This window comes from Dyella marensis (assembly GCF_049532885.1).
Lineage (GTDB): Bacteria > Pseudomonadota > Gammaproteobacteria > Xanthomonadales > Rhodanobacteraceae > Dyella_D > Dyella_D marensis.
On the sequence record NZ_CP064029.1, the window covers coordinates 2,357,043 to 2,383,371 of the forward strand.

Annotated in this window: 21 protein-coding genes; 9 read left to right on the forward strand and 12 right to left on the reverse strand. The window is 69.7% G+C overall.

The window, feature by feature from the left end; all coding sequences use genetic code 11:
- Positions 1–32: 32 nt before the first annotated feature.
- The 7 genes from glgX to glgA are packed head-to-tail and all read right to left on the reverse strand — an operon-like array spanning position 33 to position 12,409.
- On the reverse strand, positions 33–2,210 hold the full coding sequence (gene glgX, locus ISN75_RS10395; protein ID WP_168647439.1) for a glycogen debranching protein GlgX: 2,178 nt from the start codon (positions 2,208–2,210) through the stop codon (positions 33–35).
- A complete protein-coding gene (locus ISN75_RS10400; RefSeq protein ID WP_167257256.1) occupies positions 2,200–2,373 on the reverse strand; it encodes a DUF2934 domain-containing protein in 174 nt (57 codons plus the stop codon). Before ISN75_RS10400 ends, glgX begins: the two co-directional genes overlap by 11 nt.
- On the reverse strand, positions 2,370–4,970 hold the full coding sequence (gene treY, locus ISN75_RS10405) for a malto-oligosyltrehalose synthase (RefSeq protein ID WP_343821121.1): 2,601 nt from the start codon (positions 4,968–4,970) through the stop codon (positions 2,370–2,372). The genes ISN75_RS10400 and treY overlap by 4 nt, the downstream gene beginning before the upstream one ends.
- Complete coding sequence (gene malQ, locus ISN75_RS10410; protein WP_343821119.1) at positions 4,967–6,880, reverse strand: 4-alpha-glucanotransferase; 1,914 nt, start codon at positions 6,878–6,880, stop codon at positions 4,967–4,969. Before malQ ends, treY begins: the two co-directional genes overlap by 4 nt.
- Complete coding sequence (gene treZ, locus ISN75_RS10415) at positions 6,870–8,621, reverse strand: malto-oligosyltrehalose trehalohydrolase (RefSeq protein WP_343821118.1); 1,752 nt, start codon at positions 8,619–8,621, stop codon at positions 6,870–6,872. The genes malQ and treZ overlap by 11 nt, the downstream gene beginning before the upstream one ends.
- Before the next feature lies 1 nt (position 8,622).
- Positions 8,623–10,863 carry a 1,4-alpha-glucan branching protein GlgB gene (gene glgB, locus ISN75_RS10420; protein WP_343821115.1) on the reverse strand — a complete coding sequence of 747 codons (2,241 nt, stop codon included), beginning with the start codon at positions 10,861–10,863 and terminating at the stop codon, positions 8,623–8,625.
- A 4-nt stretch (positions 10,864–10,867) separates the two neighbouring features.
- Positions 10,868–12,409: a glycogen synthase GlgA gene (glgA, locus tag ISN75_RS10425; protein ID WP_168647434.1), complete on the reverse strand. Its 1,542-nt coding sequence runs from the start codon at positions 12,407–12,409 to the stop codon at positions 10,868–10,870.
- Positions 12,410–12,942: 533 nt separating this feature from the next.
- On the opposite strand from glgA, the gene ISN75_RS10430 reads away from it, so the two are divergent.
- Complete coding sequence (locus tag ISN75_RS10430) at positions 12,943–14,862, forward strand: hybrid sensor histidine kinase/response regulator (protein ID WP_167257262.1); 1,920 nt, start codon at positions 12,943–12,945, stop codon at positions 14,860–14,862.
- Between the two features lie 18 nt (positions 14,863–14,880).
- Here the strand turns inward: ISN75_RS10430 and ISN75_RS10435 are convergent, their stop codons facing one another.
- Together ISN75_RS10435 and ISN75_RS10440 are read right to left on the reverse strand one after the other, a co-directional pair.
- Positions 14,881–15,147, reverse strand: coding sequence for a hypothetical protein (locus ISN75_RS10435; protein WP_167257263.1), 267 nt, complete (start codon positions 15,145–15,147; stop codon positions 14,881–14,883).
- Positions 15,148–15,221: 74 nt separating this feature from the next.
- Complete coding sequence (locus tag ISN75_RS10440) at positions 15,222–15,491, reverse strand: hypothetical protein (RefSeq protein WP_343821113.1); 270 nt, start codon at positions 15,489–15,491, stop codon at positions 15,222–15,224.
- A gap of 163 nt (positions 15,492–15,654) precedes the next feature.
- On the opposite strand from ISN75_RS10440, the gene ISN75_RS10445 reads away from it, so the two are divergent.
- The 6 genes from ISN75_RS10445 (at position 15,655) to ISN75_RS10470 (ending at position 22,175) form a co-directional block, all read left to right on the forward strand.
- Positions 15,655–17,946, forward strand: a complete 2,292-nt coding sequence (locus ISN75_RS10445) for a TonB-dependent hemoglobin/transferrin/lactoferrin family receptor (protein ID WP_343821111.1) — start codon at positions 15,655–15,657, stop codon at positions 17,944–17,946.
- Between the two features lie 14 nt (positions 17,947–17,960).
- Entirely contained in the window at positions 17,961–19,046 is a 1,086-nt protein-coding gene (locus tag ISN75_RS10450; protein WP_343821109.1) for a hemin-degrading factor, read from the forward strand.
- Complete coding sequence (locus tag ISN75_RS10455; protein ID WP_343821107.1) at positions 19,039–19,887, forward strand: heme/hemin ABC transporter substrate-binding protein; 849 nt, start codon at positions 19,039–19,041, stop codon at positions 19,885–19,887. The genes ISN75_RS10450 and ISN75_RS10455 overlap by 8 nt, the downstream gene beginning before the upstream one ends.
- Positions 19,884–20,942, forward strand: a complete 1,059-nt coding sequence (locus tag ISN75_RS10460; protein WP_343821105.1) for an iron ABC transporter permease — start codon at positions 19,884–19,886, stop codon at positions 20,940–20,942. The genes ISN75_RS10455 and ISN75_RS10460 overlap by 4 nt, the downstream gene beginning before the upstream one ends.
- Positions 20,939–21,760, forward strand: coding sequence for a heme ABC transporter ATP-binding protein (locus ISN75_RS10465; protein WP_343821103.1), 822 nt, complete (start codon positions 20,939–20,941; stop codon positions 21,758–21,760). The genes ISN75_RS10460 and ISN75_RS10465 overlap by 4 nt, the downstream gene beginning before the upstream one ends.
- A 79-nt stretch (positions 21,761–21,839) precedes the next feature.
- Positions 21,840–22,175, forward strand: coding sequence for a hypothetical protein (locus ISN75_RS10470; protein ID WP_167257269.1), 336 nt, complete (start codon positions 21,840–21,842; stop codon positions 22,173–22,175).
- 80 nt (positions 22,176–22,255) lie between these two features.
- On the opposite strand, the gene ISN75_RS10475 is transcribed toward ISN75_RS10470, so the two are convergent.
- Both ISN75_RS10475 and ISN75_RS10480 read right to left on the reverse strand, forming a co-directional pair.
- Entirely contained in the window at positions 22,256–22,822 is a 567-nt protein-coding gene (locus ISN75_RS10475) for a dihydrofolate reductase family protein (RefSeq protein ID WP_168647428.1), read from the reverse strand.
- A gap of 147 nt (positions 22,823–22,969) precedes the next feature.
- The gene (locus ISN75_RS10480) at positions 22,970–24,187 is read right to left on the reverse strand and encodes an SGNH/GDSL hydrolase family protein (RefSeq protein ID WP_168647427.1); all 1,218 of its coding nucleotides are present in this window, start codon (positions 24,185–24,187) and stop codon (positions 22,970–22,972) included.
- 339 nt (positions 24,188–24,526) lie between these two features.
- Between ISN75_RS10480 and ISN75_RS10485 the strand changes: the two genes are divergently transcribed.
- Both ISN75_RS10485 and ISN75_RS10490 read left to right on the forward strand, forming a co-directional pair.
- Positions 24,527–24,799, forward strand: coding sequence for a hypothetical protein (locus tag ISN75_RS10485; RefSeq protein ID WP_167257225.1), 273 nt, complete (start codon positions 24,527–24,529; stop codon positions 24,797–24,799).
- 428 nt (positions 24,800–25,227) lie between these two features.
- Positions 25,228–25,539, forward strand: a complete 312-nt coding sequence (locus ISN75_RS10490) for a hypothetical protein (RefSeq protein ID WP_167257272.1) — start codon at positions 25,228–25,230, stop codon at positions 25,537–25,539.
- Between the two features lie 242 nt (positions 25,540–25,781).
- Here the strand turns inward: ISN75_RS10490 and ISN75_RS10495 are convergent, their stop codons facing one another.
- Entirely contained in the window at positions 25,782–26,249 is a 468-nt protein-coding gene (locus tag ISN75_RS10495; RefSeq protein WP_343821101.1) for an H-NS histone family protein, read from the reverse strand.
- Positions 26,250–26,329 lie beyond the last annotated feature (80 nt).

The following is a 26,329-nucleotide window of genomic DNA, read 5'->3' on the forward strand; positions in this document are numbered from 1 at the left end:
TCGCGCCGAACGCCGCGAGAGGGAAACTCTTCTTATGCGTCGCGCCGGCTGCGCGCCCTGAGCAGGCACAGGGTGCGCCCCGGCACCGTCAGCATTCCCGGGCTGTCGTAGCGGCTGTTTTCCTGCAGCGAGGCGTCGGTCGACAGCAGCAGCCGCCACTCCTGCACGTCTTCCACCGCCGGCAGCTGGAAGCGCAGCGGCTCTTCGCCGGCATGGACGATCAGCAGCAGGCTGAGGTCCTCGCCCATGCGGCGGATGCCGGTGGGGCTGGCGCGGCCGTCGAGCAGCATGCCCAGGCTGCGGCTGGAAGCTTCGTGCCAGTCGGCCTCCTGCATGGGCGTGCCGGCGGCGGTGAGCCAGGTGACGTCGCGCACGCCGAACACGTCGTCCGGCTCGCCGGTCAGGAAGCGGTTGCGGCGCAGCAGGGTGTGGCGCTTGCGCAATGAGGTGAGCTTGCGCACGAAGCGCACCAGCTCCTCGTTGGCGCGCGGTCCGCGCCAGTCCAGCCAGGCCAGTTCGTTATCCTGGCAATAAGCATTGTTGTTGCCCTGCTGGGTGCGCGCGAATTCATCGCCCGCCACCAGCATGGGCGTGCCGCGCGCCAGCAGCAGGGAGGCGAGCAGGTTGCGGCATTGCTTGCGGCGCACGCTCTCGATCGCTTCGTCGCCGCTCGGACCTTCCACGCCGTAGTTGCGGCTGAGGTTGTGGTCGTTGCCGTCGCGGTTGTCTTCGCCGTTGGCTTCGTTGTGCTTCTGCTCGTAGCTGACCAGGTCGGCCAGGGTGAAGCCGTCGTGCGCGGTGACCAGGTTGACCGAGGCATACGGCCGGCGCCCGCGCCGGTCGAACAGGTCGGCCGAACCGGTAAGGCGCGTGGCCAGTTCGCCGATCATGCCTTCGTCGCCGCGCCAGAACGCGCGCAAGGTATCGCGGAAGCGGTCGTTCCATTCGGCCCAGCCGGGCGGGAAGCCGCCGCTCTGGTAGCCGCCGGGGCCCAGGTCCCAGGGCTCGGCGATCAGTTTCACGCGGCTGAGGATGGGATCCTGCCCGCAGGTGTCGAAAAAGCCGCCGTCCTGGTCGAAGCCGTGCGATTCGCGCCCAAGGATGGTGGCCAGGTCGAAGCGGAAGCCGTCCACGCGCATGTCGCGCGCCCAGTAGCGCAGCGAATCGGTCACCAGCTGCAGGGTGCGCGGATGGCTGAGATTGAGCGTGTTGCCGGTGCCGGTGTCGTTGATGTAGCGGCGCGGATCGTCGGCCAGCCGGTAGTAGCTGCGGTTGTCGATGCCGCGCAGCGACAGCGTGGGTCCGAGTTCGTTGCCTTCGGCGGTGTGGTTGTAGACCACGTCCAGCAGCACCTCCAGTCCGGCGTCGTGGAAATGCGAGACCATCGACTTGAACTCGTCGATGCTGTGCACGCTCATATAGCCGGGGTGCGGCGCGAAGAACGCCAGCGTGTTGTAGCCCCAGTAGTTGCGCAGGCCCTTCTCCAGCAGGTGCTTGTCGTCGACGAAGGCATGCACCGGCAGCAGCTCCACCGAGGTGACGCCGAGCGAGCGGATGTAGTCGGTGACCTCCTGCGCCGCCATGCCGGCGAAGCTGCCGCGCAGTTCCGGCGCGATGCCGGGGTGGCGCATGGTGTAGCCGCGCACGTGGGCCTCGTAGATCACCGTGTTTTCCCACGCCACCCGCGGCGCGCGGTGGCGGCCCCAGGTAAAGGCCGGGTCGATCACGCGGGCCTTGGGTACGTAGGGCGCGCTGTCGCGCGTGTCGAACGACAGGTCGCGGTCGCGATGGCCCAGCGTGTAGCCGAACACGGCGTCGTGCCATTGCAGTTCGCCGACGATGTGCTTGGCATAAGGGTCCAGCAGCAGCTTGTTCGGATTGAAGCGATGGCCTTCGTCCGGTTCGTAGGGGCCGTGCACGCGGTAACCGTAGATCTGGCCGGGGCGCGCATCGGGCAGATAGCCGTGCCATACCTCGTCGGTGTACTCGGGCAGCACGATGCGTTCGGTTTCCTTGCCGTCCCGATCGAACAGGCACAGCTCGACGCGCGTGGCATACGCGGAGAACAAGGCGAAGTTGACGCCCAGCCCGTCCCAGGTAGCGCCCAGCGGGTAGGGCAGGCCTTCGCGCACGCGCGACTGGCGGCGCGCCGGGTGCGGCGCGGCGTCGTGCGGATCCACCGGCTTGGCGCGGCGCTCTTCAGGGGGCATCGTCGTCGCCACCGCTGCTTTCCTCCGCTTCCACCAGCCGCGTGGCCGCGTACCAGTGGCGCAGCTCCTGTCCGGCCGGACAGCCTTCCGCTTCCCAGATATGGTGGGCGAGTTCGCGGATGCGCTGCTCGCGCTCCTCGTCGCCGCTCGCTGTGTCGCTCATGTGGCCTCCTGGTCCTGCGCGTACAGCACCGCCAGCGGCAGCTGCGCGAACAGGGCGGAACAGAATCCTGCCGCCGCGCCGCCGGGCATCGCGCGACGCCCGTCCAGCGCGTCGATGAAGCCGCCGGGCGGCGGGTCTTCCAGGCGCAGTCTGCCGTCGCCCCAGTGTTCTTGCGGTATGCGCGGCGTGCACGCGCCGCGCAGCCAGTCCGCGCACAGATGCGGCACGGCGACGACGAGGCGATGGCCATGGCAGCGCCGCTCGAAGGCCAGCACGCGTTCGCGCGCGGCGCCTTCCACCGGCACGGGGCGATAGCCGCCGGCATCGAACACGACGGGCACGCGGCGGCGCAGATGCAGCAGGCGCGCGAGCAGCCATTGCTTGATCGCGCCGTCGCGGAAGCGTTCGAGCAGTTCGGCCACCGGTGTTTCCGCGGCCGCCGTGGCGCTGCGCGCCGCGTAGTCGACCGCGCGCCGGTTGTCGGGATCGACCAGCGACTGATCCCAGTAGTCGGTGCCCTGGTAGAGATCCGGCAGGCCGGGCATGGTGTTGCGCAGGACCACCGTCGCCAGACCTTTCGCCGCGCCCGGCACGTCCAGCTCATGGGCCGCGGCGGCGATCTCGTGCAGCAACCTGCCGTCGGGTACGAACAGCTCCTGCAGCAGCGCCTGCGCCGCGCCTTCGCAGGCTTCGTCCGGCGCGGTCCAGCTGGTGCGCAGGCGCGCTTCGCGCAAGGCTTTCATCCACCAGGCATGGATGCGCTCGCGATAGGCGGCCAGCACCGCGGCTTGCCGCGGCTGCAGCTCCAGCGGCCAGGCGGCGACGATGGTCTGCAGCAGCATCGACAGATCGCCGGCATCGATGCTGCAACGCGCCTGCAGCGCACGTATCCACGCATCGGCGCGCACGCTCCAGTCGCCGGCCAGCTCGCTCAGCACGGCCAGCCGCGCGCGGGTGTCCTCGCCGCGCTTGTGGTCGTGCGTGGCGGTGGCGTTGAGGCTGTGCGGCCATTGCCCGGCGCGGCGCTGCATGGCCGCATGGAAAGCCTCCGGCGCCAGCGCGAAGATGGCCGGATCGCTGCCCACTTCGTTGCGCGAAAGCAGCACGCCATAGCGATAGCCCGCGGTGTCTTCCACCGCCTTGGCGCACAGCGGCGCAGCCAGTTGCTCGAAGCGCTGCCGCGCGCGCTTCAGCGCCACGCCGGCCAGGCCGGGCATCGCCGACGGCACGCGTTCCAGCAGCTGCCGGCGCAGCCATTCGCGGGCGGGGCGATCGTCGCTGCGGCCATCGCGCGCGGCGCGTTCGAAGGCGATGACCAGCGCCTCGCTGTCCGCCGCGGTGGCGATCGCGGGGCCGAGATAGCTGCGGTAGACCGGCAGGCGCGCGAGCACGCCGTACAAGGCGCGCGCCAGCGCGGCGGCGCTGAGGTCGCCGTCTTCCGGCTGAGTGGCCAGATAGGTTTCCCACTGGCGCAGGCAGCGGATGAAATCGCTGCGCAGGCCGTAGCGCAACCATAGCCGGCGCGCGCGGCGTTCCTCGCGGCGGAAGTCCGGCGCGTGGCCGGTGCAGGCCTGCCACAGGCGTGCGAGCGCGGCGTGGCCGCGCGGATCGTGCTGCACGGCGCCGATCAGGTCCATCGCGTCGTAGCCGGTGCTGCCTTCCACCGGCCAGTCGCGCGGCAATGTTTCGCCGGGGGCGAGGATTTTTTCCACATACAGGCGCACCGCCTGCGCCGGACGGCCGGACTGTGCGGCGGCCTCGTCCATCGCGGTGCGCAGGCGCCGCAGATACAGGCGCGGGCAGGCGATGCCGTCCACGTGATCCACGCGCAGGCCATCGACCCAGCCGCGCGCGATCAGCGCCAGCGGCAGCGCATGCACGGCGTCGAAGGCCTCGCCGTGGTCCATGTCCAGCGCCACCAGCGCGTCGATATCGAAGAAGCGCCGGTAATTGATCACGTCCGGTCCGCTGCGCCACCACGCCGGACGGTAGTGCTGCAGCTCCAGCAGGCGGCGCATCGCCGCGGGCGGCAGGGGCAGGTCCAGCGGCAGGCCCAGGCTGCGCAGATGTTCGAGCGAACCCTGCGCCAGCGGCAGGCGCAGTTCGCCATAGGCCAGCTCGCTGTCCGCTTCGCCCGCGCGCGTGAGCGTGAGGCCGCCTTCGTCCAGCACCTCGGCCAGCGGCTTGGCCAGCACCGGCAGCCATACGCGCCCCTCGGCTTCGGGCGAGCTCCAGTCGATGTCGAACCATCCGGCGTAGCGGCTTTCACGTCCGTGCTGCAGCACGTCGCGCCACCAGGGGTTCTCGACGGACGCGGCCATATGGTTCGGCACGATGTCCAGCAGCAGGCCCATGCCGTGCGCATGCAGCGCCTCGACCAGCGCGGCCAGGGCCTCCTCCCCGCCGAGCGCCGCGCTGACGCGGGTCGGATCGACCGCGTCGTAGCCGTGCGTGGAACCGGTGCGGGCCTGCGCGATCGGCGACAGATACAAATGGCTGATGCCCAGCGCCGCGTAGTAGGGCACCTGCGCGGCGGCGGCGCGCAGGTCGAATTCCGGGCGCAGCTGCAGGCGCGCGGTGGCGGTCCAGGGTTTCATGCGGGACTCCGTTCGCGCGACAGCCAGTCCAGCGCCTCGCGCAGGCGCACGCCTCGCCAGCGCAGGCGGCGGCGCCAGTTGGGGTGTTCGGCCACGGTGCCCGGCACGTTGACCTGCTCACGGCGTTCGAGCAGGTCTTCGAGGGGAATCAGCGCCAGGGGCGAGGCCGCACGCAGGGTCATGGCGATGGCCGCGCGCGCCGGTGAAAGGCCGCGCCGCGCGGCGGCGCGATCGAGCGCGGCGGCCTCGCGCCGCCGCGCGGCGTGGGCACGGCGCTGCGCGGCGGCGGGCCATTGCTGTGCACGCGCCAGCACGTGGAGGTCCACGCCGTCGCGCCAGCCGGCCAGCGGCGGCAGGTCGTGGGTGGTGCTCATCGCCACCGCGCCGCGGCGCCATTGCGCGGGGTCGATGAAGCGGCCGTGCGCATCGCGGGTGAACAGCAGCACGTCCAGGCCCAGCACGCCGTGCCGGGCCAGCGTGGCGCGCAGGCCGGCGGGCACGGTGCCGAGGTCTTCGCCGATCACCACGCAGCGGTGGCGCCACGATTCCAGCGCCAGCAGGCCGAGCAGCTCGCGCAGCGGATAGCGCACGTAGCCGCCTTCGTTCGCGTCGAGGCCGGCTGGAATGAGCCAGGCGCGCGACCAGCCGAGGATATGGTCGATGCGCACGCCGCCGCCGCGCGACATCGCCGCGCGCAGCAGGTCGATCAGCGGGCGGTAGCCGCTGGCGCGCAGGCCTTGCGGCGCGTAGGCGGCGAGGCCCCAGGCCTGGCCCTGCGCATTGAAGGCGTCCGGTGGCGCGCCGAGTTGCGCGCCTTGCATCAGCAGGTCGCGGGATTGCCAGGCTTCGCCGCCGCCCGGCTGGAAACCTGCCGCGATATCCCACACCAGCCCCAGGCGCTGCCCCGCCTGCCGCGCCTGCGCGTGTGCATGCGCCCAGCAGGTGGCGGCCAGCCATTGCAGGAAGCACTCGAAGGCGATGCGCGGCGGATGCGCGCGGGCGAAGGCGCGCACGGCGGCATCGAGGCCGCGCGGGTCGCGCCAGCTGCGCCCATCGGGGGTGCCGTCCCGTTCGAGCTGCCAGCGTTGATAGGCGGCGAAGCCGGCGTAGGCGCGCAGCGCGGCGCCGCCCTGGCGCACGAACCGGCGCAGCCCGGCCAGCGCGGGTTCGCGTTCGCCATGGCGTTCGAACAACTGCCACCACACGCGATGGCGCAGCGCGTACTGCGCGGGCCAGTCGATAAGGCGCGCCCGTTCGGCGCGCGCCCAGGCTTCGGCGGCGCCGGCGTGCCGGATGGCATCGTGCAAGGCGCTTTCGCCGAAGACGGTGGCCGGATCGATCTGCAGCCAGTCCAGCCACGCGCGATGCGACGGCGCATAAGGACTGTGCAGCCCGGTCACCGGAGCGGCCGCGTGCAGCGGACTCAAAGCCAGCGCATCGCCGCCGGCCGCGCCGACCCGGGTGCCCAGTTCGCCGACGGCGCGGCTGTCGCCCAGGCCGCCATCGCCGCTGCGCCGCAGGCTGTACACCTGCGACGCCAGACCCCACAGGCGCGGCGAGGTGCCGGCGAGATCGGCCGGGCCGAAGCAGCGCGGCGGCGCCACCGCGAGCGTCAGCGTGCGGGCACCGTGCCGCCAGCTGTAATAGCCGGGCGTCGACGGTGCGCGGCCGTTCTTCAATGCCATGCGGCGGCCTGTTTCGTCCACGGCATGCCGCGCGCCGCCGCCAGGCAGTTCGCCGCCGATGGGAAGCACAAGACAAGGCTCTTCATGCGCGTCGATCGGAGGCAGTGCATGCAGCAGTCCTTCCAGCGTGCGGTCGGAGAGACGGCATGGCTTGCCCTGCGCATCGGTCCAGCGCACCCGGATGCCGGCCGCCGCCGCCCGTGCCTGCAGGCCGTCACGCGGCATGGCCGGGTCCATGCCAGGCACCGAAACTGCCGGGCGGCAGGCCATCGCCGGATGCGGCGCCATGCGCGTCTTCCCCATGCACGCGGCGGCTGCCATCGGGCGCGGCGAAAGCGACCGCGCGCTCGCCGAGATTGAACGCCAGCGTCCACAGCGAACCATCGGCAAGCTCCCAGCGTGCCGCCAGCGCGGCTTCGCCCAGGCGTTCGCAGCCGAGCGCGCGGCAAGGTTCCAGCCGTGGCACCAGTACGCGCAGGCGCAGCTCCAGCAGGCCGCGGAACCATGCACGCGCGGCCGCCGCAGCGCCGGCATCGTCCACGCGCGGCACCGAAGCCTCGAACGTCGCCCGCGCATTCGGGTCGGGAATCCGCGCCCGCTGCTGCGCCGACGCATACGCGCTGAACGCGGCGAACTCCGCGCGCCGGCCCTCGCGCACTTTCGCGCCCAGCTCCGCCGGATGGCTGGTGAAGTACAGGAACGGCGTGGCGCAGCCCCATTCGTCGCCCATGAAGAACAGCGGCACCATCGGGCTCAGCGCCACCAGCGCCATCGCCACCCGCCAGCGCGCCGGCGGCACCAGCGCGCTCAGCCGTTCACCCAGTGCGCGGTTGCCGATCTGGTCGTGGTTCTGCAGGAACAGCACGAACGACGTCGGCGCCAGGTCGCCGCTGGGCTGGCCGCGGCGGCGGCCGTGGCGGTCGCGCTGGCCCTGGAAGGCGAAGCCTTCGGACAGCACCCGGGCGAGCCGGCCCAGCGGATCGCGTGCGTAGTCGGCGTAGTAGCCCTCGTGTTCGCCGGTCAGCAGCACGTGCAGCGCGTTGTGGCCGTCGTCGTTCCATTGCGCGCGGGCCGCGCCGCGCAGCAGGCCGGCGTCGTTGCGCTCGTTTTCCAGCACGAGATGCACGTGGCGGCCGCGCGGCAGGCGTTCGCGCACGGCCTGTGCCAGCCGCGGCACGAAGGTGGGCGAGGCGATCGCATGCACCGCATCCAGGCGCAAGCCGTCCAGGCGGAACTCCTCCAGCCACATCAGCGCGTTGTCGATAAAGAAGCGGCGCACCTGTGCGCGGCGGAAATCGATGGCCGCGCCCCAGGGCGTGGCCTGGTCGCCGCGGAAGAATGCGGGTGCATAGGCGTGCAGATAGTTGCCGTGCGGGCCGAAGTGGTTGTAGACCACGTCGAGCAGCACCATCAGGCCCAGTCCGTGCGCGGCGTCGACCAGGGCCTTGAGCGCGTCCGGCGTGCCGTACGAGGACTCCGGCGCATATGGCAGCACGCCGTCGTAGCCCCAGTTGCGCTGGCCTGGAAATTCGCCCACCGGCATCAGTTCGATCGCGGTATAGCCGGCGGCGCGGATCGACGCCAGGCGCTCGCGCACGCCGTCGTAGCCGCCGAGGCAGCCCACGTGCAGTTCGCAGATGACGGCTTCTTTCCACGGCCGGCCGGCCCAATCGGGATGGCGCCATGGATAGTGCGGATCGACCACCACGCTATAGCCGTCCACATCGCCTTGCTGGCGGCGCGAAGCCGGATCCGGCACTTCGCTGGCGCCATCGATGCGATAGCGGTACGCGGTACCCGCGGGCACGTCGAGCAGCAGTTCGAACTCGCCGTGCGGCTTTGCGCGCATCGCGTGCGCTTGCGCGCCGATTATCAGCTCCACGCGCCGCGCCGCCGGCGCCCACAGGCGAAAGCGCACGCCGCGCCCGGTGAGGATGGCGCCGTAGCGGAAGGCCTGCGCCGCCATCTCACTCGCCTTCGGCGCGCAGGATCACCGTGGCCAGCGGCGGCAGCAGCAGCGACAGCGAATGGGCGTGGCCGTGGCTGGGCAGCGGCTCGCTCGCCAGCATGCCGCCGTTGCCCAGGTTGCTGCCGCCATAGGCGGCGCTGTCGGTATTGCACAGCTCGCGCCAGGTGCCGGCATGCGGCACGCCGACGCGGTAGCCGTGGCGCGGCACCGGGGTGAAGTTGCATACCGCCAGCAGCGGCGGCGCCTGGTGCTGGCCGAAGCGCAGGAAGGCGTAGACCGACTGCGCCGTATCGTCGGCCACCACCCACGAGAAGCCGCGCGGATGATCGTCGTTCTCGTGCAGTGCAGGCTCCACCACCAGCAGGCGGTTGAGGTCGGCGAGCAGGCGGCGCACGCCTTCGTGCAGCGGATACCGCAGCAGGCTCCAGTCGAGCGCGCCATCGTGGCTCCATTCCCAGGGGCTGGCGAATTCGCCGCCCATGAACAGCAGTTTCTTGCCGGGATGCGCCCACATGAAGCCGTAGTACGCGCGCAGGTTGGCGAAGCGCTGCCATTCGTCGCCGGGCATGCGCTGCAGCAGCGAGCCTTTGCCATGCACCACTTCGTCGTGCGAGAGCGCCAGGATGAAGCGCTCGGCGAACGCGTAGGTCATGCCGAAGGTGAGCTCGTGATGATGATGCCGGCGATGGATCGGATCGCGCTTCATGTAGCCGAGCGTGTCGTGCATCCAGCCCATGTTCCATTTGTAGGCGAAGCCCAGGCCGCCGTCGCTGGCGCTGCCGGTCACGCCGGGCCAGGCGGTGGACTCTTCCGCGATCAGCATCGTACCGGGGCAGTGCTCGGCCACGCGCCGGTTGAGATGGCGCAGGAAGCCGATCGCTTCCAGGTTTTCGCGGCCGCCTTGATGATTGGGAATCCATTCGCCCTCGCGGCGGCTGTAGTCGCGGTAGAGCATGCTGGCCACCGCATCCACGCGCAGGCCGTCGACGTGGAAACGCTCCAGCCATTCCAGCGCATTGCCGAGCAGGAACTGGCTGACCTCGCGGCGGCCGTAGTTGTAGATCAGCGTGTGCCAGTCGTGATGGAAGCCTTCGCGCGGATCGGCATGTTCGTACAGCGCGGTGCCGTCGAAGCGCTGCAGGCCGTGGGCGTCGTCGGGGAAGTGCGCTGCGACCCAGTCCACGATCACGCCGATGCCGGCGACGTGGCAGGAGTCGACGAAGCGCGCGAAGTCGTCCGGACTGCCCAGGCGCGCGGTGGGCGCATACAGGCCTACCGGCTGATAGCCCCAGGAGCCGCCGAACGGATGCTCGCTCACCGGCAGCAGCTCGATGTGGGTGAAGCCCAGCTCCTGCACGTAGGGAATCAGTTCGCGCGCCAGGCGCGGCCAGTCGTAGCCGGAGCCGTCCTCGGCGCGGCGCCAGGAGCCGGCGTGCACTTCGTAGATCGACAGCGGCGCGTCGCGCCGCGCATGCCGCGTGCGGCGTTCCATCCAGTGCGCGTCGTGCCATTTGACCCGCAGCGGCGCGGCCACCACCGAGGCGGAGGCGGGCGGGTGTTCCATCTGGCGCGCATACGGATCGGCCTTCAGCGGCAGCAGGCGGCCATGGCGGTCCAGCAGTTCGTACTTGTAGCGCGCGCCGGGCACGACGCCGGGCAGGAAGATTTCCCACACGCCGGCGGCGTGGCGGCAGCGCATGGGATGGCGGCGGCCGTCCCAGCCATTGAAGTCGCCCACCACCGACACGCGCCGCGCATTCGGCGCCCACACCGCGAAGCGCACGCCGCCGACGCCGTTCACCGTGACCGGATGCGCGCCGAACACCTCGCCCGGACGCAGCAGCTTGCCGCGGTGGAACTGATCCAGCGCCGATTCGTCCAGCAAGGGGCCGAACGCATAGGCGTCGGCCACCACCTCGACGCTGCCGGGCCAGCGCAGGCGCAGCAGGTAGCCGGGCGGCAGGGCGCGGCCGCGCGCGGCGAAGATGCCGTGTGCATCGGCCGGCTGCGCAGCGGCCCAGATCCGGCCGTCCGCATGCAGCACGTCCACGCCGAGTGCGCCCGGGGCGCAGATGCGCACCACATCGTCCGCGCCGTCGCGATGCGGGCCCAGCCAGGCGAACGGATCGTGGTGGCGGCCCGCCGCCAGCAGGCCGCTGGCGTGCGCGTGTTCGCGCGGCTCGCTCCGGGTGTGTTCCTCCTGCGCGGGCGCGGCGGTGCTGGAGCGCCGGTGTTCCATCGGTTCAGGCCGCCGCGGAGCGGCGCGGCAGCAGCGACGCGTACAGCGCGGCATAGGCGTGCGCCGAGCGGCTCCAGTCGTGCCGCTGCAGCATCGCCGCGCGGCGCATCGCGGCCAGCAGGCGCGGTTCCTCGTGGATGCGGAACGCGCGCTGCAGCGCGCGGCGCAGGCCGGCCACGCTCGGCTCGCGGAACAGCAGGCCGGTGACGCCGTCTTCCACGGTGTCGAGCAGGCCGCCGGTGGCATAGGCGATCGGCAGGCTGCCATAGGCCTGCGCGTACATCTGGCTGAGGCCGCAGGGTTCGAAGCGCGAGGGCATCAGCAGGAAATCGGAACCGGCGAACATGCGCCGCGCCAGCGCTTCGCGGAAGCCGACATGCGCGGCCACCTGGCCGGGAAAGCGCCGCGCCAGCCGCGCGACTTCGCGCTCCATGCCCGGATCGCCGCAGCCGATCAGTGCCAGCTGGCCGCCCGCGGCAACGATCTGCGGCGCGGCCTCGCACACCATGTCGATGCCTTTCTGGTGCACCAGCCGCGCGACCATCGCAAACAGCGGCCCGCGGCTGTCGCGCAGGCCCAGTTCCACCCGCACGCGCTGGGCGGTTTCCGCGCGGGCCTCGCTGCGATGGGCGGTGAACGGCGCCGGCAAGGCCGGATCGACCGCCGGGTCCCAGCTGTCGTCGATGCCGTTGAGAATGCCGGCCAGCTGCCCCAGCGCGGCCTTCTTCCGCAGCAGCTGGTGCAGGCCCATGCCGTGCGCGCCTTCGGTGATCTCGCGGGCGTAGCTGGGGCTGACCGTGGTGAGGTGATCCGCATGCGCCATGCCGGCGCGCAGGAAGCACAGCTGGCCGTGCGCTTCCGCCTCCGCCGCATGCGGCGGAATGTCCAGCAGGCTGCGCAGCGCCAGCGGGAAATAGCCTTGATAGGCGAGGTTGTGCAGGGTGAGCACCGTGGGTATCCGGCAGCCGTCCCAGCGCGCATAGGCGGCGGCCATCGCGGTGGGCCAGTCGTTGAGATGCAGCAGTTCCGGCTGCCAGGGCAGGTGCGCCCGGCCCGCGGCGATCTGCGCCGCGGCCATGGACAGCGTGGCGAAGCGCAGCGCGTTGTCGCTCCAGTCGGCGCCGACGGGGCTGACGTACGGCGAGCCGGGACGCTCGAACAGTTCCGGCTGCTTCAGCACGTAGATGGTGAGGCCGTCTTCGGTCTGCATGCGGCCGATCTCGCAGGCGGGCAGGCCGGCGCGCGCTTGCGTGCGTCCTTCCCATACCACCGAGCGCGCCTTGTCGAGCACGCTCGGGTAAGCCGGCAGCAGCACGCGGACGTCGAGCATCGAGCGCAGCGCGCGCGGCAGCGCGGCGGCGACGTCGCCGAGGCCGCCGGTCTTGACGAAGTCGGTCATCTCGGTGGTGACGAACAGTACGCGCGAGGGCGGCGTCGGCGCGATGCGCGTGGGGCGCGCATGGCGATGGCGGTCCGTCAGCACGCGGCGGGCCAGCGATTCGCCGTGGCGGTGGGAAGGCAGGGGATCCTTGTGCTGGAAGGGCATGGGCACTTATCTCGCGTAGGACACCGCGGCCGCGGGATGCGTGCGGCTAGGCAGCGGCAGAAGCCGGTCGGGGAGCGCGGATGAGGGAGCATCCGGCAGGCACAGGCTATGCATGCCTCGATCAAGCACGCGTATAGCGCGACCCTGCATGGCGTGAAGACGAGTGCTGCTCATGGACTCTCCGTGGCGCTGCGATCGCGTGCCGCGCAGTGCATCGCGCGCTGTCGGGCTCGTCTTCGCAGTATCGGCAGGCGCACGCCACGCATGCCGTGAAACACGCATGGACCAGATCGTTGACGATGCCGCGCAGGAGTGAGTGCAAGCAGCGAATCCGGGTCACGTCCCCATCACTTCGCGCTGTCTACGCTGCCGCGCGAAATCGCCTGACGCGTTCCGTGCAGATTGCAGGGGCGAGCTTTGCGAAAGCTTGCGAAGGGGCGGTCAAAGGTTTCACTATCGGTCCGATGCCAACCTCTGGCATGCGACGCCGCGGCGCTGCCGCGGTGCGCTGCCGATGCGACAGAGGCCGATCTATGCCCCTCACCGAAGAGAACAAGTACAGACTGCTAGTGGACGCCACCATCGATCACGCCATCTACATGCTGGACACCGACGGAGCGGTGCGCAGCTGGAACCGGGGGGCGGAACGCTGCGAAGGCTATGGTGCGCAGGAGATCCTCGGCGCGCCCTTCGAGACCTTCTTCGTGCCCGAAGACCGCGCGCTGGGCTTGCCCGCGGAGATTCTCGCCAAGGCGCGGGAACAAGGACGCCACGACCTGGAATGCTGGCAGCTGCGTAAGGACGGCAGCCGCTTCTGGGCGCAGGTAACGGTGGATCCGGCCTGCGGCGACGACGGCGAGCAGGCCGGCTACGCCATCCTGGCGCGCGACCTCACCGCCGCGAAGCAGGCGCAGGAAACCCTGCGGCGCAGCGAGGAGCAGTTCCGCATCCTGGTGCAGGGCGTGACCGACTACGCCATCTATCTGCTGGACCCGGAAGGCAAGGTGTCCAGCTGGAATGCCGGCGCGCAGCGCATCAAGGGCTATGCGCCGCGCGAAATCATCGGCAAGCATTTCTCCACTTTCTATACCGACGAGGACCGTGAACGCGGGCTGCCGGCCAAGGGCCTGGCCACCGCCGCGCGGATCGGCCGCTTCGAGAACGAAGGCTGGCGCGTGCGCAAGGACGGCAGCCGCTTCTGGGCGCATATCGTGATCGACCGCATCCTGGACGACCACGGCCGGCACGTGGGCTACGCCAAGATCACCCGCGACATCACCGCCCGGCGCGAGGCCGAGCAGGAGCTGGCGAACACGCGCGAGGCGCTGTTCCACGCGCAGAAGATGGAAGCCGTGGGCCAGCTCACCGGCGGCGTCGCACACGATTTCAACAATCTGCTGATGGCGATCATCGGCAATCTGGAACTGCTGACCCGCCGCCTGCAGCACGATCCTTCCAGCCTCGCCCTGCTCAACAACGCGCTGTCCGGCGCCGAGCGCGGCGCCACGCTGACCAAGCGCATGCTGGCTTTCGCGCGGCGGCAGGAGTTGAAACCCGCGGCGCTGGATCTGCGTCCGCTGGCGCGCAACCTGGTCGGGCTGATGGAGCGTTCGCTGGGGCCGCGCATCGGCGTCGACCTGGCGTTTCCGATCTCGCTGGAACGCGTGCTGGTGGACGCCAACCAGCTGGAGCTGGCCATTCTCAACCTGGTGATGAATGCGCGCGATGCGATGCCGGAAGGCGGACGCATCACGCTGGGCGCGCAGTCGGTGCAGGTGGACGAAGGCCATGCGGTGGGCCTGGCGCCCGGCCGCTATGTCTGCCTGTCGGTGACCGACGAGGGGCAGGGCATGGATGCGGCCACGCTGGAACGCGCCACCGAGCCGTTCTTCACCACCAAGGGCGTGGGCAAGGGCACCGGACTGGGCTTGTCGATGGTGCATGGCCTGGCCGAGCAGTCCGGCGGCCGGCTGGTGCTGCACAGCGAAGCGGAGCAGGGCACGCGCGCGGAAGTGTGGCTGCCGGTGGCGCCGACGGAGACGCAGATGGAGACGCCGCCCTCGCCGATGGACGAGCCTTCGCGCAACGGCCAGCTGCGCGTGATGCTGGTGGACGACGACCCGCTGATTCTCGCCACCACCGCGGCGGTGCTGGAGGACATGGGCCATCTCACCTATGAGAAGTCCTCGGCGAACGAAGCGTTGGAAGCGCTGTTCGGCGGCGTGGAGCTGGACCTTTTGATCACCGACCAGATGATGCCGGGCGTGCAGGGCCATCAATTGCTGCTGCAGGTGCGTGCGCAGTGGCCGCAGCTGCCGGCGATCCTGGCGTCGGGCTATTCGGAAACGCCGAAGGATCTGCCTGGAAACGTGGTGCGCCTGGCCAAGCCGTATGGCCGCGCCGAACTGATGCAGGCGATCGACAAGGCCGTGCTGATGCAGATGCTGGCCTGAGGCCGCTGCATCGCCGGCTCAGTGCTTGATGCAGATATAGGCGCTGTCGGCCTGCCCGGCGAGCACCGCCATCATGGACAGGATTTCCGAGCCGGTCGCGCGCGGATGCAGCAGCAGATAGCGGTTGCTGCACGGGCCGGCGGGGCGGCGTGCCGCGGCGGTGCAGAGTTCGCCGTCGGCGGAGGCCAGCACCGGCGCTACCGGGTAGTCCGGATCCCACAGTTGCCGGCGCACCAGTCCGTGCTGCGGACCTCCGGCGATCAGGCATTCGACGATCTGTTCCATATTGATTTCCCCCTGCAAAGCCGAGGCTTCTGGCCTCGATGGCAGGTAAGCAGGGGCTGGGCCAGATGCGCAGATCACGTGTGATTTGCATCACGTTTTTCTGGCTCGGCAAATTCAGCGATGTGGTTGTGACGTGAATTGCGCCCCTCCGGGTAACTGCAGTGGCCTGATGGCTGCGTCGAAACGCGTTTGTATGGAGATGCGCATCCTCCATGGGCCGGCATTCGTGGCTTATCGGATGCCTCGTCAGCGGAAAACGGCATGGCATTTGTCTCGTTCCAGGTGACGTTGGGCGGCAGATTGCAGCCACGGCGTCCCCATTCGCCGCGTTCCAGCGGACTCATCTGGACATCCGTTTTACAAATGAGATAGATTCTCATTTGTCGGCGAGGGCTTCAGCACCTCGCCGCTTTCCATCGATCGGCCGCCAGCCTCAGGGACCGCAGTTCCGTTTCCTTTGCCAGCCCGCCGCGTGATTCCACGCTCAGGCAAAGGACTGGTTCGCCCATGCTTCGCATCGCCCCATTGGCCGCCGTGATCGGCGCGCTGCTTGCTGTTCCCGCCGTGGCCGCCGAGTCGGCCGCGCCCGCCGACGCCACCGATCTGCCGCGCGTGCAGGTCACCGCGCTGGCGCCGTCGATCCAGCTCAATGTGCCCGGCACGGTGTCGACCATCGACCGCGCGCAGATGGACCGGCATCTGAATGTGTCCATCCGCGATCTGGTGCGCTACGAGCCCGGCGTGTCGGCGATCGGCAGCGGCGGCCGCTTCGGGCTGGACAGCTTCAATATCCGCGGCCTGTCCGGCAACCGCACGCGCATCGAGATCGACGGTGTGTCGATGCCGGCGTCGTTCGGTGCCGACGTGGCCGGCGGCAGTTTCCGCGCGGGACGCAACTTCGTCGACCTGGATCAGCTCAAATCCGTGGAGATCGTGCGCGGCCCGGCCTCGGTGCTGTATCCCTCCGACGCCTTGGGCGGCGTGGTCAGCCTGCGCACCAAGGATCCGGCGGACTATCTGCGCGACGGGCGCGATACCTATGTCTCGCTGAAAGAGCTGTACGACAGCAGCGACCGCAGCCTCGCCTCCACCGTGACCTTGGCCGGTGGCGACAAGCGCAACGGCATCCTGTTTGTCGGCAACCACCGCGAGGGCAGCGAGCTTGCCAACCAGGGCGAGGCCGGCGGTACCGGCGCCGCGCGCACGCGGCCGGATCCGCGCAGCTACAGCCTGGACAGTTTCCTCGGCAAATACGTGCACACCGCCGACAGCGGCCGCGCCGACCGCATCGGCGTGGATGGCTCGCAGACGCGCACGCGCACCAATTCGCTCTCGAACGTGACGCCGGCCGCCGGCTATTACCGCTCGCAGGACGAGAACATGCGCGTGCGCGCCACCGCCGGCCAATGGTTCCCCCAACTGGGCAGCGCGCTGGCCGACACGCTGGACTGGAACGTTTACTGGCAGAAGAGCCGCACCCGCACCAGCACGCAGACCGAAACCGCCACGCTCACGCGCTACTACCAGAGCCTGCCGCTGCAGGAGAAGGTGTTCGGCGGCAAGCTGGTGGCGGTGAAGCAGCTGGGCGAGGGCGGGCCGGTCACGCAGGCGATCAGCTATGGCGTGGAGCTGTCGCGCACCGATGCGCAGTCGTACGCCGGCGGCTATGGCGTCAACAAGCGCACCGGCGCGAGCGGCAGCGGCAAGCCGTTCATGCCGGGCAACTATCCCTTGCATCTGATTCCGGACAGCGAAACCGATCGCTACTCCGCCTTCGCGCAGGACGAGATCGGCCTGCTCGGCGGCAGGCTGGAACTCACGCCGGCCGTGCGCGTGGACCGCTACTCGTACAAGCCGCAGGACGACGCGCTCTACGCCGCCTACAACCCCGGCTACGTGCGGCAGGACTACAGCAAGACCCACGCCTCACCCAAGCTGGGCGTGCTGTGGCATTTCAACGGCGTGCTCAGTGCGTATGCCAACTACGCGCAGGGCTTTCGCCCACCGCTGTACAGCGAGATCGCCGGCGCCTGGAACGAGCAGCCGTTCCCCGGCTTCAATATCGCCTTCCTGCCGAACGAAAAGCTCAAGGCCGAGACCAGCCGCGGGCTGGAGCTGGGCCTGCGCGGCAAGGGCGAGGCGGGCTGGTTCAACGTCGCCGCTTACTACAACCGCTATCGCGATTTCATCTGGTCGGGCTACCAGCTCAAGGCCAGCCAGGTGCCGGACTGGGTGCAGGTCAACCCCGGCATGAACCTGTTCTATCAGGCGGTGAATGCGCGCAAGGCCTATATCAAGGGTGCCGAAGCCAGCGGCGCGCTGCGGCTGGCTTATTTCAACGAAGCCTTGCAGGGCTGGTCCGTGCGCGGCAGCGCGGCGGTGGCCAGCGGGCGCCTGATCGAACCCGGTGCGAGCGGCTACAGCCCGCTCAATACGGTGGATCCGGCCAAGCTGGTGCTGGGCATCGCCTACGACGCCAACCGGTGGGGCGCGGAACTGATCGGCACCGGCGTGCGCAGGCACAGCCGGCTGGGCGATCCCGGGGCCTTCCGCCCCGGCGGCTACGCCACGCTGGATCTGTACGCGCATTACTCGCCGCTCGCCAACGTCGAGTTGTATGCCGGCATCAGCAACCTGGCCGACCGCAAGTACTGGGACTGGGGCAGCTTGAACAGCGGCGCGCTCGGCAACCTCGTCACCGGCAACGGGATCAATGACGCCGGCACCGGCGGCATCCCGGCCGACCGCCTCTCCATGCCCGGCCGCAGCTTCAGCGTGGCCGCGCGCATCGCGTTCTGAAAGGAGTGCCGCACATGTTGAACGAAATCACTTCCGCTTCCGCCGCGCCCTCGCTGCCGGAACTGCTCGAGGCCTGGCGCCGCCTGCGCCAGGAACAGCCGCAACTGCGCGCCCGCGACCTGGCCGAACGGCTGGGCGTGAGCGAGGCCGAGCTGGTCGCCAGCCGCTGCGGCGACGGCGTCACCCGCCTGCAAGGTCCGTGGGCCGGACTGATACGCGCCTTGCCGGAACTGGGCCCGGTGATGGTGCTGACCCGCAACGAGCATTGCGTGCACGAGAAGAAGGGCGCGTTCGCCAACATCGAGATCGGCGGCAGCATGGGCGTGGTGCTGGATGAGGCGATCGACCTGCGCCTGTTCCTGCGCCACTGGGTGTTCGGCTTTGCGGTGCGCGAGGAATCGCGCGGGCGCTGGCTGCGCAGCCTGCAGTTCTTCGATGGCGACGGGCGCGCGGTGCACAAGGTGTATCTCACCGAACAGAGCCTGCAGGATGCCTGGTCCGGCCTGGTGGCGCGTTTCGCGGCGCCGGTGCAGTCGCCCTTGCTGGAGCTGGCGGCAGTGGAAGACCCGCTGCCGCTGCGCCGCGACGACGAGGCGGTGGACGTCGCCTCGCTGCGCGAACAATGGCGCCGCATGCGCGATCCGCACGATTTCTTCGCGCTGCTGAAGAAGCACGAGGTGACGCGCACCCAGGCCTTGCGCCTGGCCGGCGCCGAATTCGCGCGGCGCGTCGATGGCGGCGCGGTGCGCACGGTGCTGGACAGTGCCGCGGCCAGCGGCCTGCCGGTCATGGTGTTCGTCGGTTCGCCCGGTGTCGTGCAGATCCACACCGGTCCGGTACGTAACATCAAAACCGTCGGACCCTGGCTCAACGTGCTGGACGAGGATTTCAACCTGCATCTGCGCGAGGACCGCATCGCCGAGAGCTGGATAGTGCGCAAGCCCAGCCCGGAAGGGCAGGTCACCTCGCTGGAGCTGTACGACGGCGGCGGTGGCCAGATCGTGCAGTTCTTCGGCAAGCGCAAGCCCGGTACGCCGGAACTGGCGGCCTGGCGCGAACTGGCCGAAGGCCTGGCCGATGCGGAGGTGCCGCATGTTTGAGCGCAGCCGTTGCTGGTTGGGCGCCGTGGCGCTCGCGTTGTGCACGCAGGTGGCGGCTGCTGACGCGCCGCGCGTGGTTGCACTCGGTGGCGACATCACCGAAACCGTGTATGCGCTGGACGCGCAACAGAGCCTGGTCGGCGTCGACAGCACCAGCCTGTGGCCGGCGGCGGTGCGCGAGCTGCCGAATGTGGGGTATGTGCGTCAACTGGCTGCCGAGGGCGTGCTGGCCTTGCGGCCGAACCTGATTCTCGCCACGCACGATGCGGGTCCGCCGCCGGTGATGGCGCAGTTGCGCGAGGCGGGCGTGCGCATCGAGCTGATGCCGGCCACGCGCACGCCCGAAGGCGTAGTGGCGAAAGTACGGGAGATCGGCCGCGCGCTGGGGCGCGAGGCGGCAGCCGATGCCATCGCGCACCGGATCGAAACGCAATACGCCGAACTGTCGAAAGCCGTCGCCGGCATGAAAAGCCACCCGCGCGTGCTGTTCCTGATGGCCACCGAAGGCAGTCCCAAGGCCGGCGGCCGCGAGACCGCCGCCGCCAGCGCCATCGTGCTGGCCGGCGGCACGCAGATCGCGGACGGCTTCACCGGCTACAAGCCGGTCTCCGCCGAAGCGCTCGTTGCCCTGGCGCCGGACGTGATCCTGCTGATGCGCGAGCGCGCGGATGAGGTGGGCGGCGTGAGTGGCGTATTGCAACTCCCCGGCGTGGCATTGACGCCCGCGGGCAAGGCGCGCCGCATCGTCTTCGTCGACGGCCAGGCCTTGCTCGGTTTCGGTCCGCGCAACGCCGAGCACGAACTGGAGCTGCAGCGCGTCTTCGCCGGCGCGCAGCCGTGAACAGCATTGCCTTGCCTCGCCGCCATGCCCTGAACGCTCGCGGCTGGGCGCTGGGCGGATTGTCGGCGCTGCTGGCGGTTGCGGCGATCGGCGGCATGGCGGTCGGTGCGATGCCGTTGTCGGCCACGCAAGTGCTCGGCGCCTTGCTGCGCTGGCTGGATGGCCTGCCGATGCAGGGCCGGGACGCGGTGGTGCTGACGCTGCGCCTGCCGCGCGTGCTGATGGCCAGCCTGGTCGGCGCGGCCCTGGCGTGCAGCGGCGCCACCATGCAGGGCCTGTTCCGCAATCCGCTGGTGGAACCGGGACTGGTGGGCGTGTCGGCTGGCGCGGCGCTGGGCGCGATCGGGATGATCGTGCTCGGCGGTGCGGTGACCGCGGCGCTGTCGCCCTTGCTCGGTTCGTTCGCCATCGCGGGTGCCGCGTTCGGTGGCGGCTTGCTGGCGACCTTCCTGGTCTATCGGTTCGGCAGCCGCCGCCCCGGCGTCGCCACCTTGCTGCTCGCCGGTGTGGCGATCAATGCGATCGCGATGGCTGGGGTGGGTGTGCTTACTTATCTGGCGAACGAGCACCAGCTGCGCGATCTCACTTTCTGGACCCTGGGCAGCCTCGGCGGCAGCAGCTGGGCGCGGCTCGGCGCGGTGGCGCCGCTGATGCTGCTGCCGCTGCTGTGGTTGCCGACCCAGGCGCGCGCACTGAACGCGCTGCTGCTCGGCGAGCGCGAGGCCAGCCTGCTCGGTTTCGAACCGCGGAAGCTGCGCCGCCGGCTGGTGACGGTAGTGGCCTTGGCGACGGGGGCGGCGGTGGCGATGTGCGGCGTGATCGGCTTCGTCGGCCTGCTGGTGCCGCATGTGCTGCGGCTGGTGTGGGGGCCGGACCATCGCCTGCTGCTGCCGGGCTCGGCGCTGGCCGGGGCCAGCCTGATGATTGGCGCGGATGCGGTGGCGCGTGTCGCGGTGGCGCCGGCGGAATTGCCGGTGGGCGTGATCACCGCGCTGCTGGGCGGGCCGTTCTTCTTATGGCTGCTGTCGCGGCTGCGCGCGGGAGAGGCGGGATGAACCTCGCGGTGGATTGGCGCGCCGTATCCGGCGCGGACGAACGCGTGCTCGAAGCGCGCGACGTGCATCTGCACTATGGCTCGCGCCGCGTGCTGCAAGCGGTCAACCTGCGTGCGCAACCGGGGCGTGTGCTGGCGCTGATCGGCCCGAACGGCGCCGGCAAGAGCAGCCTGCTCGGGGTGCTGGCCGGCCTGTTGCGGCCTTCGCTGGGTGTGGCCATGCTGGATGGCGTGTCGCTGGCGCGCTGGCCGGCACCGGAACTGGCCCGGCGGCGCGCCATGCTGTCGCAGCGCGTGCAGCTGGGTTTCGGTTTTCGCGCGGAGGAAGTGGCGATGCTGGGGCGCAGTCCGCACGGCGCCGCGTCGCCGCAGGCATCCGATCGCCGCATCGTCGAGGCGGTGTTGCGGGCCACCGGTACCTGGGAGCTGCGCCAGCGCAATTACCTGGAGCTGTCCGGCGGCGAGCAGCAGCGCGTGCAGCTGGCGCGCGTGCTGGCGCAGATCTGGGATTGCCGCGAGGCGCCGGGCTGGCTGTTGCTGGACGAGCCGGAGGCCGGGCTGGATATCGCCCACCAGCACGAATTGCTTGGACACGCGCGGCAGCTGGCGGGGCAGGGCTTCGGCGTGATCGCCGTGCTGCACGAGCTCAATCTTGCCGCGCGCTACGCCGACGATGTCGCCCTGCTGGCGCAGGGGCGGCTGGTGCGCCATGGCGGCCGCGATCAGGTGCTGGATGCGCAGGTGTTGTCGAAGATCTATGGCGTGGCCCTGGCCTGCGCGCGCGATGGCGAGGGGCGGCCGCTGATTCATGCCGTCTAGCCGACCGCCTGGCCGGCCGGTCTCAATCCCTGAGATGTGCCTGGGCGACGCTTTCCGACTCGTCCCCGGAAAGCCCGCCATGTCGTACGTCGACCGGATGTGCCTGCGCCTGATGGCGCCCTGCCTGTTGCCGGCCCTGTGCGGCGCACTGTTCGCATGGGGCACGGAAAGCCTGCTCGGCCTTCCGCGCGTGGCGCATGGCGTGTCGGCGCTGGATCTTCCTTCGTATCTGATCGTCGCCGGCGGCGCGGCGAGCGTGGCCTTGTATGCGGTGCAGGCCGGGCGGTTGCTGCGCTGGCGGCGCGGGCGCGGCGCGGTCTGCTATGTCTGCGGCTGCCTGCTCGGCGGCGTGGGCGAAGGGCGCTGGGGGCGCTACCGGCGTTGCATGGGGTGCGGGAAACAGCATCCGGCTTGAGCATCGCCCAAGCCGCCGCGGAGCTGTGCCTTGCGCTGGAAGCGGCCGCCGGAAAGCTCGCGCCGCCCGGCTGAGCGGCATCAGGCGGGCCGGAAAACCTGGGCCATGGCGCCGGAGCGGAACACCGTCGACGAGCGCAGCTGCAGATGCAGCGGCTTGGGTAACCGGGCGAACAGCGCCTGGCCCGAGCCCAGCGCCACCGGGTGCACCACCAGCCGGTATTCGTCGATCAGCCCGGCCGCCGCCAGGTGCTGCGCGAATTCGACGCCGCCCTGGGCCAGGATGTATTTGCCCGGCTGCTGCTTGAGCCGGTTGACCTCGGCCACCAGGTCGCCGCGGATCACTTCGGCCTGTGGCCAGTTGCCCGAGCCGGCCGAGCTCACATCCAGCGCGTCCTGCCGGGTAAAGACCGCCTTGGGAATCTCGTTCATGTGCACGGCGAGAGCGTCGCCGGCGGTCGGCCAGTAACCGGCCATGCTGAAAAACGACTTGCGCCCCATCAGATGCAGGCCGGCCTGCGCGAGCGTCTCCCCGACCCACTCGCGGCCGCCTTCGTCGCGGCTGGGCACCATCCAGTCGCCTTCGCCGTTGGGGCCGGCGACGAAGCCGTCGAGCGAGATGGACATTTTCAGGATAAGGCGTCGCATGATCGGGTCTCCAGGTCGGGCCGGTGCATCCGGCTTGTACGGGAACGACGAATGGAGTTTCCGGAAATCGACCAGGGCCCGCTACGTCATCCCGGCCTGCGCCGGGATGACGTTTGATGGAGAGGTGGCTATCGGATGGATGTCAGATCAGTGCGCAAACCACTTCAGGTCGACCGCCTTCGCCATCGCCTCGAAACCCGCCCCGTTCGGATGCAGGTGATCGCCGCTGTCGTAGGCCGGCAGCATGCGGTCGGGGTGGGCCGGGTCCTGGGTGGCCTGGTCGAAATCCGCCACGCCATCGAAGGCGCCGCCGCTGCGGATCCACGCATTCACCGCCTGCCGTTTCTGCTCGTTACGTGACGAGTGATACGGCCAGCCCGCGCCGCCGAACGGGGTGAGCGTGGCGCCGTAGATCTTCACGCCCCTGGCGTGAGCGCGGGCAATCAATGCCTTCATGCCTTCGATGATCTGCTCGGCAGAGACGTCGTCCTTCGGCGTGGCCGGCTGGCCGGAGCCGCCGATGTCGTTGATGCCCTCCAGCAGCACGATCCAGCGCACGCCGGGCTGGTCCAGCGCGTCGCGGTCGAAGCGCTTCTGCGCGCTGGGGCCGAAGTTGTCGTTCAAGACACGATTGCCGCCGATGCCGGCATTCGCCACCGCCACCGTGGCCAGCGCCGGGTCGGCGCGCAGGCGTGCGGCGAGCTGGTCGGGCCAGCGCTCGTAGGTGTTCTGCTGGCCGCCGACGCCGTCGGTGATGGAGTCGCCGAAGGCCACTACGGCGTGGCGTTCGGCAGGGCCGGCGACCTGGATGTCGCTGAGAAAGAAGCGGCTGCCGTGCACTTCGGTGCCGGGGTATGAGGTGGCTGCGGTGGCGTCGCCGTGCTCGGTCAGATACGCGGTGGCGAGGCCGGCGTTATGTAACGTCGACGGGCCCGGCGCGGCGCCGGCGGGAACATAGAGGCTTACCGCCAGTTCCTGCAGCGGCTTCACTTCCATCGTCACGGCGTCGCTCAGGGCGCTGCCGCCCTTTGCAATGGTGACGGTGGATTTGCCGCCGAAGCGAAGTTCGCGATCGGAACCGGCCACGGTCGAAGAACCCTCGGCGCGCACGGCGACATGCACCGGCCCCAGCGTCACCGGCCCGTCGCCATAGAGATTGGATAGCCGCACGCGCACCGCGCTGCCGCCGATGCTGACGCGGGCGATCTGCCGCACGGTCTGGTCCGACAGCCGCGGCCCCGGCGAATCCATGGATGCACTCCAGGCGGCCACCCAATGCGCGTCTTTTGCGGGGGCGGCGAGGGCCGGGGCGAGCAGGGCGCACAGTGCGCCGGCCAGGAAAAACTGCAGGAGATGACGGTGCATGCCGGATCCTTTGCCTGGGGTGATCGGGGGAGTTTGTATAACAAAGTCGCGCTTACGGTATCCGCGACCGGCGTTTGCAAAATCAGACGGGCCGGCCCGATGCGGGCGGCCTGAAGGGTGGGGGCTCCTTTTTCCTGGCGATGCGAGGCGACGTTACGTGACGTCTGCCCCAGCGCCCTCGGCTGGCCAAAAGACCGCGCCACGGCAAGACAAATCACTCTAAGAAAATTTCTTAAAGAACTTATTTATCTGGAAATTTCTTCCAGAAATGACGGATTTTCGCTTGCTATTTATAGTTACGTAACTTAAAATGCCCGCCATCTCACCAGGAGCACGAACATGGTCGACGCACGCGATCCCGGCACCCTGCAGCTGCCTTTGGCGTTCAAGCGCAGCCGCGGTCGTCCGCGCAAGGAAAGTCCGCTCACCGGTGCCCAGCGCCAGGCGCGTTTCCGTGCCCGCCGCGAAGCGCAGGCACAGGTGCTGCGCGAGCGCCTGCAGAAGGCGCTCGGTTATCTGGAGCAGGGCGACACGGGGATGGCTCGCTACGAGCTGGAGTCGCTGGTCGCGGCGACGGCAAGCCGGCGCGAGGAAGACGCTCTCGATACCTAGGGTGTTGTTGCCGCGGCGAGCGTGGCGGTGCCGCGTCATCGGCTTTGCGTGACGTGACCGATGCGCCGATGGTGCTCCGTGCCGGTGCGTGCGCCACTGTCCTGCATTGCCGGTACGGGCGCATTACGTGACGGATTTCCGCTGGCCGAGATCCGCGTCTGGTACGCAAATACCTGCGTGCTATTCTCGGCGGCGAGGCGCGCCGGTCATGCGTCCGATCCAGGAACACCCTGTCGGATCGGTCGCATTGCCGGTGTCTCGGTCGGCGGAAAAGGGATCTTGCCGCGAAGCGCTACGGCGTCGAAAGGGAGATTCCACGCTGCTCAGGGGATACCGGCAAGACCATCCACCCCACGCGCTTCTGGCGTTCCTCCGTTTGTCCGCGACGGCGGCGGGACCACACCGACCATGGAAAAGGAAAGGGAATCATGAGGAAGACTTTGAGCCTGTTGTCCATGCTGGCGCTGGCCGGCTGCTCCACCATGAGCGTCAATGAGGCGATCGTGCCGCTGCAGACCGAGACGGCGAAGATGATCGGCCTGGCCTCGTCGGACGAGCTGACCATCTCCAACGTCAAGGCGGGCGAGCCGGACAAGCTCGGCGCCCAGCAGCTGACCTACACCGCCACCACCACCAAGGGTCGCGTGTTCAACTGCTCGTCGGTGCAGACCCCGGGCCTGCTGGCCTCGCCGCCGACGCTGAGCTCGCCCAGCTGCAATCCGGTGCAGGTGCACCAGTAAGCGCCACCGGCGGCTTCGATGCAGCATCCAGTGCCCCGCCTTTGCGGGGCACTTTGCGTTACGGAACCTGCGTGGCTGCGGCCACTGCGGGTTATGTCACGGAAACCGGTGATCTCGTGCGCTGAGATCGGGTGCGGCGCGGGGGCGCCGTCCGGTCGAGGGGGGATTCATGCCGAATCAGCAGGGAAAGCCATCGAGCGGCAGTGCACGGCGCGGCAAGCGCCACGCCATGAGGCAGGATCTCAGCCCTTGCGGGCGCGGCGCACGGTCTTCTTCGTGGCCTTCTTCGCGGCACGCGCCGGTGCGCGCTTGCCGGTCTTCTTGCCGGCGGCCTTCTTGACCACCCGCTTGGCGGCGACGTTCTTGCGGGCCGGTGCGGCCGTGCCGTCGATCAGCAGGCTGTCCAGCGTGACGCCGCGCTTCTTCAGCTGGGCCACCAGCCACAGCGGGCGCTTGCCGCGGCCCGACCAGGTCTGGCTCGGGTCTTCCGGGTTGCGGTACTTGGCCGCCACCGTGCCCTTGGCCTTGCCCTTGCCGACCTGGCGCGGAAACACCTCGGCCAGGGTCAGGCCGGAGGACTTCAGCAGCGCTTCGATCTTGCCGCGCACTTCGCCGATCTGCTGGCTGCGCGACTGTTCCAGTTGCGAGCGGGCATTGGAGATAAGGGTTGCCAGCTGGTCGGCGGAAAGCGACTTCAGATTGATAGCCATATAAATGTCCTGTACCCGTTAGGCGGCCGACCTTAACACATGGCCTGCGGGCGGCATGGGGCGCCGCCGCCGATTCTGTC

Excerpts from the sequence above, each read along its gene's own strand:
- ISN75_RS10495 (WP_343821101.1), bottom strand. The coding sequence starts at position 26,249 with ATGGCTATCAATCTGAAGTCGCTTTCCGCCGACCAGCTGGCAACCCTT.
- treZ (WP_343821118.1), bottom strand. The coding sequence starts at position 8,621 with ATGGCGGCGCAGGCCTTCCGCTACGGCGCCATCCTCACCGGGCGCGGC.
- ISN75_RS10475 (WP_168647428.1), bottom strand. The coding sequence starts at position 22,822 with ATGCGACGCCTTATCCTGAAAATGTCCATCTCGCTCGACGGCTTCGTC.
- ISN75_RS10490 (WP_167257272.1), top strand. The coding sequence starts at position 25,228 with ATGAGGAAGACTTTGAGCCTGTTGTCCATGCTGGCGCTGGCCGGCTGC.
- ISN75_RS10455 (WP_343821107.1), top strand. The coding sequence starts at position 19,039 with ATGTTTGAGCGCAGCCGTTGCTGGTTGGGCGCCGTGGCGCTCGCGTTG.
- ISN75_RS10430 (WP_167257262.1), top strand. The coding sequence starts at position 12,943 with ATGCCCCTCACCGAAGAGAACAAGTACAGACTGCTAGTGGACGCCACC.
- ISN75_RS10445 (WP_343821111.1), top strand. The coding sequence starts at position 15,655 with ATGCTTCGCATCGCCCCATTGGCCGCCGTGATCGGCGCGCTGCTTGCT.
- ISN75_RS10400 (WP_167257256.1), bottom strand. The coding sequence starts at position 2,373 with ATGAGCGACACAGCGAGCGGCGACGAGGAGCGCGAGCAGCGCATCCGC.
- ISN75_RS10465 (WP_343821103.1), top strand. The coding sequence starts at position 20,939 with ATGAACCTCGCGGTGGATTGGCGCGCCGTATCCGGCGCGGACGAACGC.
- ISN75_RS10485 (WP_167257225.1), top strand. The coding sequence starts at position 24,527 with ATGGTCGACGCACGCGATCCCGGCACCCTGCAGCTGCCTTTGGCGTTC.
- glgB (WP_343821115.1), bottom strand. The coding sequence starts at position 10,863 with ATGGAACACCGGCGCTCCAGCACCGCCGCGCCCGCGCAGGAGGAACAC.
- treY (WP_343821121.1), bottom strand. The coding sequence starts at position 4,970 with ATGAAACCCTGGACCGCCACCGCGCGCCTGCAGCTGCGCCCGGAATTC.
- ISN75_RS10440 (WP_343821113.1), bottom strand. The coding sequence starts at position 15,491 with ATGAGTCCGCTGGAACGCGGCGAATGGGGACGCCGTGGCTGCAATCTG.
- ISN75_RS10450 (WP_343821109.1), top strand. The coding sequence starts at position 17,961 with ATGTTGAACGAAATCACTTCCGCTTCCGCCGCGCCCTCGCTGCCGGAA.
- ISN75_RS10480 (WP_168647427.1), bottom strand. The coding sequence starts at position 24,187 with ATGCACCGTCATCTCCTGCAGTTTTTCCTGGCCGGCGCACTGTGCGCC.
- glgA (WP_168647434.1), bottom strand. The coding sequence starts at position 12,409 with ATGCCCTTCCAGCACAAGGATCCCCTGCCTTCCCACCGCCACGGCGAA.
- malQ (WP_343821119.1), bottom strand. The coding sequence starts at position 6,880 with ATGCCGCGTGACGGCCTGCAGGCACGGGCGGCGGCGGCCGGCATCCGG.
- glgX (WP_168647439.1), bottom strand. The coding sequence starts at position 2,210 with ATGCCCCCTGAAGAGCGCCGCGCCAAGCCGGTGGATCCGCACGACGCC.
- ISN75_RS10470 (WP_167257269.1), top strand. The coding sequence starts at position 21,840 with ATGTCGTACGTCGACCGGATGTGCCTGCGCCTGATGGCGCCCTGCCTG.
- ISN75_RS10435 (WP_167257263.1), bottom strand. The coding sequence starts at position 15,147 with ATGGAACAGATCGTCGAATGCCTGATCGCCGGAGGTCCGCAGCACGGA.